The sequence below is a fragment of the Streptomyces sp. NPDC057654 genome (assembly GCF_042800135.1).
GTDB lineage: Bacteria > Actinomycetota > Actinomycetes > Streptomycetales > Streptomycetaceae > Streptomyces.
The window spans coordinates 1-9,767 of record NZ_JBHVHQ010000267.1 but is presented as its reverse complement, the minus strand read 5'-3'; the positions used below and the strand labels follow the sequence as shown (position 1 = coordinate 9,767).

Sequence of the window (9,767 nt, the reverse complement as noted above, 5' to 3'; positions counted from 1 at the left end):
GGGAAGAGGAGAGAGTACGGACATGGCCGTAGCCCCACCCGAGGAGGCGGTGGCCGGCCGCCCGGCCGCCGCGGTACGGGCCCAGGCCGCCGAGCGCGCGCGGATCAAGCTGGCCTGGCGGCAGATGCCGGTACTGGCCGGGCTGCGCCGCCGGTTCCGGCCCGAGAAGCCGCTGCGCGACGTCCGGATCGCCGCGGCCCTGCACGTCAGCCCCGAGAGCGCCCATCTGCTGGTCGCCCTCAAGGACGCCGGGGCGCACGTCCTGCTGCACCCGTCGAACCCCAGGACCGTGGACGCGGGCGCGGTGGCCGAACTGGAGCGGCACCGTACGATCCGGGTCCTCGACCCGTCCCCCGGAGCCGACCCCGATCACCTATCCGCCCAACTGACGGACTTCCGGCCGCAGTTGCTCATCGACAATTCCACGCTCCTGGTCGCCTGCGCCGAACGACCGGAGTCGGCAAGCGAATTGGCGGGAGCGACCGTGCACTCGCGCAGCGGCACGCAGACCGTTCAGGCGCTGGCGGCGGCGGGCTCACCGCTCACGGTCCCCGTCCTGTCACTCGTGGACAACCCGCTCAAGAACTCCATCGAGACGCCCATGGGCACCGGCCAGTCCACCGCCGCCGCCGTCATCGGGGCCACCGGCATGCAGCTCAGCGGCAAGCACGTGGCGATCATCGGGTACGGGACCGCGGGCCGCGGCATCGCTTCGTATGTGTCGGCTCTCCGGGCGCGGGTGACGGTGGTGGACGTCTCGGCCGTGGCCTGCCTGCGGGCCGCCGCCGCCGGGCACGGGATCGACTCGCTGACCAACGCGCTGAGCAACGCCGACGTCGTCATCGTGGCCACCGGCACCCACGGCGTCATCGGCGGCCACGATCTGGACCTGCTGCGGGACGGCGCGGTGCTCGGCAACATCGGGCACTACGCGGACGCCATCGACGTGCCCGCGCTGACCGCCGCCGCAAAGAAGGTCCTGCCGGTCTCCACAGGGCTCGACGAATACCAACTACCCGACAAATCCGTGTACTTGCTCGGCGGCGGGGTGCAGTTCAACCACGTCTGCGGGGGCGGCAACTCCAGCGAGATGATGGACCTGTCGCTCTCGCTGCACGCCCTGTGCGCCGTACGGCTGTGGGAGCGGCGCGGCAGCCTGCCGCCGGGCCTGTCCGTGGCCCCCGAGGAGCTCACGGAGGACGTGGCCCGCGCCAAGCTCAGGACGTTGGGACACGTCGGATGACGAGCGCCGCGCGGATGCCCGTGCTGCGTTCCCTGGAACGGGACTTCGGGCAGCGGCGGCCCCTGGCGGGCAGCAAGGTGGCCGCCGCCCTGAACGTCACCGGCGAGGCGGCGCAGCTCGTGCGGGTGCTCCTCGCGGGCGGCGCCCGCGTCGTCGTGGTGTCGTCCAAGTCCACCACCTTCGACCCCGAGGCGGGCCGGGAGATGACCGCGCTCGGCGCGCGGGTCCTGGACACCCCGTTGCAGGAGTCCGGCTCCGGCGTCCGGGAGGTCCTCGAATTCGCCCCGGACCTCGTCGTCGACAACGGCGAACTGGCCCTGCTGTGGAGCCGTACGGACGGGGCGACGCCGGTCCTCGGCGGGACGGCGCACTCGCGGAACGCGGTGAAGAAGGTCGCCGAGGCGGACGGCGCGCTCCCGTTTCCGCTGTTCTCCGTCGCCGCCTCCGCCCTCAAGTCCGCGGTCGAGACGGCGCACGGCACGGGGCAGGCCGCGCTCCTCGGCGTGCTCGACGCCGGGGTGCAGCTCGCGGGGAAGAGCGTGCTGGTGATCGGCTACGGCACCACCGGGCGCGCGGTCGCCGACTACGCCCGCGGCTGCCACTGCCGCGTCGAGATCGCCGAGGTCTCGCCGGTCGCGGCACTGCGGGCGGTCTACGAGGGGCACCGGCTGGTGGACCTGGACCGGGCGCTGCCCGCGGCCGATGTCGTCATCACCGTCACCGACGCGCGGCGGGTGCTCTGCCTGGACCGGCTGCGCGCCCTCAAGGACGGCGCGGTGCTCGGCGGGATCGGACACTGTGCCGAGGAGATCGACCGGGCCGCCCTCGCCACGGCCGCCACCGGCCGCACGGCCGCGCCCGGCCGGGTCGACTACGTCCTGGACGGCAAGCGGCTCACCTTGCTGGAGGGGCCAGGCGGCAACCACGTCTACGCGGGCATCAACCCGCCGGAGATGATGGACATCTCCCTGGCGCTGCACGCGCTGTGCCTGACGCATCTCGCGGCACGGTCGGGATCGGGGTCGGGGGCGCACGACGATCTGCCGCCGCGGCTGCTGCCGGTGCCCGCCGAGGTCGAGGCGGAAGTGGCCCGGCGCAAACTCGCCGCGCTCGGCCACGACTGGCGGCCGGACCGACGAGACCCGGACCGGGAGGCTTCGTGAACGTCCTCGTCCGCGGCGCGATCAGCGCACTCGGGCAGCGCGTCCTGGCGGCCGAACTGACCGAACCGCGCTTCCACTTGGAGTACGCGAGCACAGACGACACGGACCGGGCGGCCCAGTTCGCCCGCTGCGACGTCATCATGGTCGATCAGGAACCGCTGGCCGAGGAGGACTTCGCCCTGCTGCGCCGGGTCCGCCTCGTGCAGCGCCTCGGCCGCGGGCAGTACGACATCTCCGGCGAACTGGCCGCCGCCCAGGCGCACGGCGTGCCCGTGGCGCACAACAAGTCCGGCTTCGCGGCGGCGGCCACCGCCGAACACACCGTCATGGCCGCGCTGGCACTGCTGCGCCGGCTGCCCGACGCCGACGCGTTCGTACGGTCCGGCGAGTGGCGCACCTCCAACCGGTTCGACGCGGCGACCCGGCAGCTGGCCGGCGCGTCGGTGGCACTGGTGGGCATGGGCCGCGTCGGCACGGCCGCGGCCCGGCTGCTGTCGGCCTTCGGCGCGGACGTCGGCTACTTCTCCCGCACCCGGCTCACCCCACCTCGGGAACGCGAACTCGACGTGACATACCGGCCGTTGGCGGAGCTACTGCCCGCCGCCGACGTGGTGAGCCTGCATGTACGGGCCGACGCCGCCGACTACCGGTTCGGAGCCGCGGAGTTCGCCCTCACGCGGCCCGGCTGCTATTTCGTCAACACCTCGCGCGGCGGCCTCGTCGACGAGGCCGCCCTCGCCTCCGCCCTGCGCTCCGGCCGCCTGGCCGGGGCCGCGCTCGACGTGTTCGCCGCCGAACCCCTCGCCCCCGGCTCACCGCTCGACGGAGCCCCGAACCTGCTTCTGACACCCCATATCGCCGGTCGCACCCGGGAGGTCGCCGAGATGTACTTCCGCTCCGCCTGCGCCAACATCGCCCGCCTGGAGGAAGGGCGACCGCTGCGGGATCTCATCGAGCCCATGACGCGAGGTGCCCACTGATGCTCGTCCTCGGAATCAACTTCGGCTTCCACGACCCCTCCGCCGCGCTGCTGGAGGACGGCAGGCTGCTGGCCATGGCCGAGCAGGAGCGGTTCAGCCGCCACAAGCGGGCCCGGCTGGAGATGCCGCTGGAGGCCGTACGGTCCTGCCTCAAGCAGGCCGGGGCGCGCGCCTCCGACGTCGCGGCCATCGCCACCGGCTGGGACCTCGACCGCTTCGACCCGCCGCTGCCGGCCGCGCCCTACCTGGAACTGGACAACGCCCTCCCCTCCGAGTTCGAACGGCCGCTGCGGCTGAAGGCGCAGCCGGTGGCCCACCACATGTCGCATGCGGCCAGCGCCCTGTGGTCCAGCGGCTTCGACGAGGCGGCCGTCGTGGTGGTGGACGGGCAGGGCGAGCGGGAGTCCAGCTCGATCTCGTACGGCGACGGGGACGGCATCCGGATGCTGGCGAGCTATCCCGTCAAGGCGTCCCTCGGCTACTTCTACCGGGCGGCGACCCAGTTCGCGGGTCTGGAGCCCGCGGGCTCGCGCGGCGAGGGCAAGCTGATGGGGCTGGCCGCGTACGGGCGGCCGCAGGAGCCGATGCCGCTGGTCACCGAGGACGGCGGCCCCGCGATGGCGCCGGAGCTGCGCATCGAGCACACGGGACGGACCCGCTTCCAACTGCGCGAGGCGCTGCTCGACTACTGGCGGAAGAACACGTTCCCGTATCTGGAAGGCCAGAGCGCGGAGCAGATGGTGTACGCGAACTTCGCGGCCTCCGCCCAGGCCGCCCTGGAGAACACGCTGCTGGACCTCGTCCGGCACGCCCGCGAGGCGACGAGCAGCAAGCGGCTCGTGATGGCCGGGGGCGTCGCGCAGAACTGCTCGGCCAACGCCCGGATCGCCGCCAGCGGGCTCTTCGACGAGTACTACTTCCTGCCCGTCGCCCACGACCCCGGCGTCAGCCTCGGCGCCGCGCTGCACGTCGCCCACGCGCACGCCCGCGAGACGGGCGGCACGTTCGCGCCCGCCCGCATCGACCACGCCTACTGGGGTCCGGCCCCCGACGACGTGCAGATGGCGGAGGCGCTGGGCACGCACGGGCTGCACGCCGTCCAGGTGCCGGAGGCCGAGCTGATCGGCCATGTCGCGACCGCCATGAGCCAGGGCCGGATCATCGGCTGGTGCTCGGGCCGCGCGGAGATCGGGCCGCGGGCGCTCGGCGCGCGCAGCGTGCTCGCCGACCCCAGGAGCCGCGAGATCGTCTCCCGGCTCAACCGCATCAAGGGCCGCGAGATCTGGCGCCCGCTCGCGCCGAGCGTCCTGTCCGAGCGGTTCGACACGTACTTCGACGCCGCGCACCGCTCCCCGTTCATGAACGTGTCGGCGATCGTACGGCCCGAGGTGCGCTCCCGTATCCCGGCCGTCGTGCACGTCGACGGCACGGCGCGCCCGCAGGCGGTGGAGCGCGAGCACAGCCCCCGCTACTGGTCGCTGATCCGCCGCTTCGAGGAGCTGACGGGGGTGCCGGTGGTGCTCAACACCTCCTTCAACCTCGCGGGAGAACCCATCGTGAACACCCCCGCGGACGCGGTCCGCACCTTCCTGCGCAGCGAACTCGACCTGCTGGTGCTCGGCCCGTGGCTGGCCGCGAAGGACCCGTCACTGCTGCCGAGCGCGTCGCAGGCCGGGGCGGCTGGTGCTGCTGGGGCCGAGGTGAACCGTGCCCCGGTGGGCGGGTAGCGGCGGGACAGCTCGTACGGGCAGGGGCCCGGCGTTCGTCCGTACGGGCAGGGGCGCGGGAGCTCGTACGGGCGCGGGTCCGGCTGTCGTCCGTACGGGCTCGGGCGCCCGTTGATCGCCGCCGTCTGGATGCTGCTGCTGCGGGACGGCTGCGTCCTGCTGTCCCGGCGGCACGGCACCGGCTACCGGGACGGCTGGCTCAGCCTGGTCGGCGGGCATCTGGAGGACGACGAGAGCGTGCGGCGGGGCGCGGTCCGGGAGGCCCGCGAGGAGGTGGGGGTGGACGTGCCGCCGGAGTCCGTCGATGTCGTGTCGGTCGTGCACCGGCAGGCCGACGGCAGCCGGGTCGACTTCTTCACCGTGTGCCGCGACTGGACCGGCGAACCGTTCAACGCCGAGCCCGGCAAGTGCTCCGAGCTGCTGTGGAGCCCGGTGCGCGAGCTGCCCGAGGACGTCGTGCCGTACATGCGCACCGCTGTCGCCAACTACCGGGCGGGGATCTGGTTCGAGAGCCTGGACTGGCCGGAACCGCCCCCGCCCGTCCGATGACTTCCCGTTCAATGACTTGCCGTTCAATGACTTCCCGCCCCATGCCTGCCTGTCCCATCACTTTCTGACGATCCATCTGTTCATCCTGTTCATCTGATTCATCGTGAGAGGAAACGAACCGATGACCGCCGAGCGGTTGCACCACCTCAACGGCCTGGACTTCGCTGTGGCCGATCTGTCGCTGGCCGAGTTCGGCCGGCATGAGATCCGGCTGGCCGAGCACGAGATGCCGGGCCTGATGGAGCTGCGCCGGGAGTACGCCGAGTCCCGCCCACTCCAGGGGGCTCGGATATCCGGCTCCCTGCACATGACGGTCCAGACGGCCGTGCTCATCGAGACTCTGGTGGAGCTCGGAGCCGACGTGCGCTGGGCGTCCTGCAACATCTTCTCCACCCAGGATCACGCGGCGGCGGCCGCGGTGGTCGGCCCGGACGGCACCGTGGACGCCCCGAGCGGCGTGCCGGTGTTCGCATGGAAGGGCGAGAGCCTGCCGGAGTACTGGTGGTGCACCGAGCAGATGCTGCTGTGGCCCGGCGGGCAAGGACCGACGGCGATCGTGGACGACGGCGGCGACGCGACGCTGCTGGTGCACAAGGCGGTGGAGTACGAGAAGGCGGGGTCGGTGCCCGATCCCGTCGCGGGCGACTCCGAGGAGTGGGCGGCCTTCCTCGGGCAGCTGCGCGCGTCGCTGTCCGCCGAGGGCGCCAACTGGAGCACGGTGGCGAGCGAGATCCTCGGGGTGAGCGAGGAGACGACGACCGGCGTGCACCGGCTCTACCACCTGGCGAACACGGGCGAGCTGCTGTTCCCGGCGATCAACGTCAACGACTCGGTGACGAAGTCGAAGTTCGACAACCGCTACGGCATCCGGCACTCGCTCGTGGACGGCATCAACCGCGGTACGGACGTCCTGATCGGCGGGAAGGTCGCGGTCGTCTGCGGCTACGGCGACGTCGGCAAGGGCGCGGCCGAGTCGCTGCGCGGCCAGGGCGCGCGGGTGGTCATCACCGAGATCGACCCGATCTGCGCGCTCCAGGCGCAGATGGACGGCTACGAGGTGGCGACCCTGGACGGCGTCGTGGGGCGGGCGGACATCGTCATCACGACGACCGGCAACAAGGACGTGGTGCGCGTCGAGCACATGTCCCGCATGAAGCACCAGACGATCCTCGCCAACATCGGCCACTTCGACAACGAACTCGACATGGCGGGGCTGGCCCGGCTCCCGGGCATCCGGCGCGCCACCGTCAAGCCGCAGGTCGACGAGTGGGTGTTCGCCGACGGGCACTCGATCATCGTGCTGGCGGAGGGGCGGCTGGTGAACCTGGGCAACGCGACGGGGCACCCGTCGTTCGTGATGTCCTGCTCGTTCGCCAACCAGGTCATCGCGCAGGTGGAGCTGTTCTCCGCGCGCGAGCGGTACGAGCGCCAGGTCTACCGGCTGGCGAAGGAGCTGGACGAGAAGGTGGCGCGCATTCATGTGCGGGCGCTGGGAGGCGAGTTGACCGAACTGACGGATGATCAGGCCGAGTACATCGGGGTGCCGGTCCGGGGCCCGTACAAGCCGGAGCACTACCGCTACTGATCCGCTACTGATCCGGTACTGACCGGGGCAGGATCCGGGCGGGCACGCCCCAGGCCGAACCGAGGTGGGCAGGATGCACGGAAACGAGCAGTCGGATTCGGATCACGCGGCCGACTGCGACAGCGGCTTCGGCACCGACTTCGATTTCGACTTCGACAGCGAATTCGATTTCGGTTCGGCCGAGTACGGGCAGCGGTGGCCGGAGATCTACCGCGAGCTGCGGGAGCGCTGCCCCGTGGCCCGCTCCGAGCGGCACGGCGGGTTCTGGGTGGTCTCCAGCGAGGAGACCGTCGCCGCCGTGGCCGGCGACGACGCCACGTTCTCCTCGGACCACGACCCGACGGGCGAACGCGGCGGGTTCCGGGGCGTCGGCGTGCCCTTCTCGTCCGGGACGCGGAGCATTCCGCAGGAGGTGGATCCGCCGGAGTTCTTCCGCTACCGGCGGCTGCTGAGCCCGCGGTTCTCGCACACCGCGTGCGAGGTGTGGCGGCCGTGGCTGACCGGCCTCACCACGGCGCTGCTGGACGAGCGGATCGAGACGGGCCGGATCGACCTCGTCGGCGACCTCGGGTTCCCGCTGCCCGCGTGCTTCGTGGTCGCCTGGCTCGGGCTGCCCGCCGAGGACTGGCGGGAGCTGACCCACCCCTTCCATACCCTGGTCTCCAGCACACCCGGCAGCCCGGAGCACACCGAGGCCGGGCGGCTGCTGGAGGACGTACTCGCCCTGCTCCGGGGCGTGGTGGCGGACCGTCGGGACTCGCCGCGCGCCGATCTCATCAGCTATCTGACGACCAATGAGGCGGGGCTGACCGACGAAGAGGCCGTCAGTGTCTGCCAGTTGCTGTTCTTCGGCGGCGCGGACAGTACCACCGCGCTGCTCGGCCGGAGCCTGGACTGGCTCGCCCGGCACCCGGCCGAGCGCCGCCGGATCGCGGACGACCCGGCGCTGTTGGACAGCGCGACGGATGAATTCCTGCGCTACTTCTCGCCGATCCACTTCAACGCCCGCACTGTCACCCGCGATACGGAGCTGAAGGGCTGTCCGCTGCGGGCCGGGGACCGCGTGCTGATCTCCTGGGCGGCGGCCAACCACGACCCGGCAGCCGTGGACTCCCCCGAACTGCTGCGCGTCGACCGGCCCGCGTCCCGCCACCTCGCGTTCGGCGCGGGCATCCACCGCTGCCTGGGCGCGCACTTCGCCCGGCTGATGTTCCAGACCATGCTGAGCGCGGTCCTGGAGCGGCTGCCGGACTACGAGGTGATCGGGTCGGAGGCCGTGGACTATCCGTCGGTCGGCCAGGTCAACGGCTTCGCGGCGCTGCCCGCGACGTTCACGAAGGGCGAGCGCCGGGGTCCGGGCCTGGCGGCGGCGCTACGGTCGGTGCCTCGGGTACCGGTGGCGCCGGTCGCGGGGAGCGGCAGTTGACGCACGAGGTCACCGAACTCCTCCTGGTGCGCCACGGTGAGTCGGTGAGCAGCCGTACGGGCACGGTCGGCGGCCCGGCGGGCTGCGGGGGCCTCACGGAGACGGGCCGGGAGCAGGTGCGCAGGCTGGCGCGCCGCCTGCGCGAGGACCACACCCGGCGCCCCGTCCACGCCCTGTACACCTCGCCGCTGCGCCGGACGCGGGAGAGCGCCCGTATCGTCTCGGCGGCCCTCGGCCTGCCCGCGGTCACCGAACCGGGCCTGCGCGAGGCGGACTGCGGCACGGGCGACGGCCGCCCCTGGCGGGAGGTCGTCGCGGCCTTCGGCGGCACGCCCGCACTCGACCCCGACCGCCCCCTCGCCCCGGGCGGCGAGAGCTGGGGCGCGTATCTGGCCCGCGTACGGGCCGCCGTCGACCGGCTCCTGGACCGGCACTCGGGGCGGCGCGTACTGATCGTGGGCCACGGCGAGACGATCACGGCGGTCAGTCAACTGCTCCTGGACCTGCCGCCGGGTGTACGGGCCCACACCTCGTTCACGTCGGGCCCGGCCTGCCTGACGCACTGGGCGCGGCGCCCGCTGCCGTGGCCGCCGCCGGACGGCGAGCCGGGGTGGACGCTGCTGTGCCACAACGATGTGAGCCATCTGGGCTGACCGAGCGTCTGGTCCTGTCTCGGGGCGAAGCGACCTGCCCGAGTGCCTGGCCGGGACCGGAGGCAGCCCGTCACGCGTGCGACGGCGCGGGGCGTATGCCTTCGAGGAGGGTGTCGAGGTAGCGGTGGGCGGTTTCGGTCTTGTCGGCAGCAGTGCCGCCGTGGACGGTCACGGCATGGGCGATGCCGCACATGAGCGGGACCAGGTCGCGGGCGGCGAGGTCCGGGCGGACGGCTCCGGCGTCACGGGCCCGGTCGAGGAGCTCGGTGCCGGCCGATGCGAGTGACGTTTTGAGTTCCGTGGTCCGCGGCAGGGCGTCCACGGCGGCGGAGGCGACCGGGGGCAGGGCGGCATCGGTGAGCTGTGCTTCCAGGACGCGGGACAGGAAGCCCTTCAGCGCCCGCCAGGGGTCGGCGTCGGCCAGGGCCTGCCGGCCATGGC

General features: G+C 72.6%; 8 protein-coding genes and 1 pseudogene. 8 read left to right on the top strand and 1 reads right to left on the bottom strand.

Going from position 1 to position 9,767, the window contains the following annotated elements; genetic code table 11:
* The 8 genes from ACFU99_RS20625 to ACFU99_RS20590 all read left to right on the top strand — a co-directional run.
* On the top strand, positions 1–1,243 hold a 1,243-nt coding region (locus tag ACFU99_RS20625), incomplete at its 5' end, for an adenosylhomocysteinase (protein WP_384394048.1).
* Positions 1,240–2,406, top strand: coding sequence for an NAD(P)-dependent oxidoreductase (locus ACFU99_RS20620; RefSeq protein WP_384394046.1), 1,167 nt, complete (start codon positions 1,240–1,242; stop codon positions 2,404–2,406). The genes ACFU99_RS20625 and ACFU99_RS20620, both read left to right, overlap by 4 nt.
* Entirely contained in the window at positions 2,403–3,386 is a 984-nt protein-coding gene (locus ACFU99_RS20615; RefSeq protein ID WP_384394043.1) for a 2-hydroxyacid dehydrogenase, read from the top strand. Before ACFU99_RS20620 ends, ACFU99_RS20615 begins: the two co-directional genes overlap by 4 nt.
* Positions 3,386–5,113, top strand: coding sequence for a carbamoyltransferase (locus ACFU99_RS20610; RefSeq protein ID WP_384394040.1), 1,728 nt, complete (start codon positions 3,386–3,388; stop codon positions 5,111–5,113). Before ACFU99_RS20615 ends, ACFU99_RS20610 begins: the two co-directional genes overlap by 1 nt.
* Positions 5,114–5,224: 111 nt before the next feature.
* Positions 5,225–5,662, top strand: a complete 438-nt coding sequence (locus tag ACFU99_RS20605) for an NUDIX domain-containing protein (RefSeq protein WP_384394038.1) — start codon at positions 5,225–5,227, stop codon at positions 5,660–5,662.
* Between the two features lie 121 nt (positions 5,663–5,783).
* Complete coding sequence (gene ahcY / locus ACFU99_RS20600) at positions 5,784–7,247, top strand: adenosylhomocysteinase (protein WP_384394036.1); 1,464 nt, start codon at positions 5,784–5,786, stop codon at positions 7,245–7,247.
* Between the two features lie 73 nt (positions 7,248–7,320).
* Positions 7,321–8,673, top strand: a complete 1,353-nt coding sequence (locus ACFU99_RS20595; RefSeq protein ID WP_384394033.1) for a cytochrome P450 — start codon at positions 7,321–7,323, stop codon at positions 8,671–8,673.
* Positions 8,670–9,326 carry a histidine phosphatase family protein gene (locus ACFU99_RS20590; RefSeq protein ID WP_384394030.1) on the top strand — a complete coding sequence of 219 codons (657 nt, stop codon included), beginning with the start codon at positions 8,670–8,672 and terminating at the stop codon, positions 9,324–9,326. The genes ACFU99_RS20595 and ACFU99_RS20590 overlap by 4 nt, the downstream gene beginning before the upstream one ends.
* Positions 9,327–9,396: 70 nt before the next feature.
* Here the strand turns inward: ACFU99_RS20590 and ACFU99_RS20585 are convergent.
* A pseudogene (locus tag ACFU99_RS20585) lies at positions 9,397–9,767 on the bottom strand (TetR/AcrR family transcriptional regulator); the annotation flags it as partial.

Bases quoted from the DNA above. Each gene is read 5' to 3' on its own strand.
- ACFU99_RS20620 (WP_384394046.1), top strand. From the start codon at position 1,240: ATGACGAGCGCCGCGCGGATGCCCGTGCTGCGTTCCCTGGAACGGGAC.
- ACFU99_RS20610 (WP_384394040.1), top strand. From the start codon at position 3,386: ATGCTCGTCCTCGGAATCAACTTCGGCTTCCACGACCCCTCCGCCGCG.
- ahcY (WP_384394036.1), top strand. From the start codon at position 5,784: ATGACCGCCGAGCGGTTGCACCACCTCAACGGCCTGGACTTCGCTGTG.
- ACFU99_RS20595 (WP_384394033.1), top strand. From the start codon at position 7,321: ATGCACGGAAACGAGCAGTCGGATTCGGATCACGCGGCCGACTGCGAC.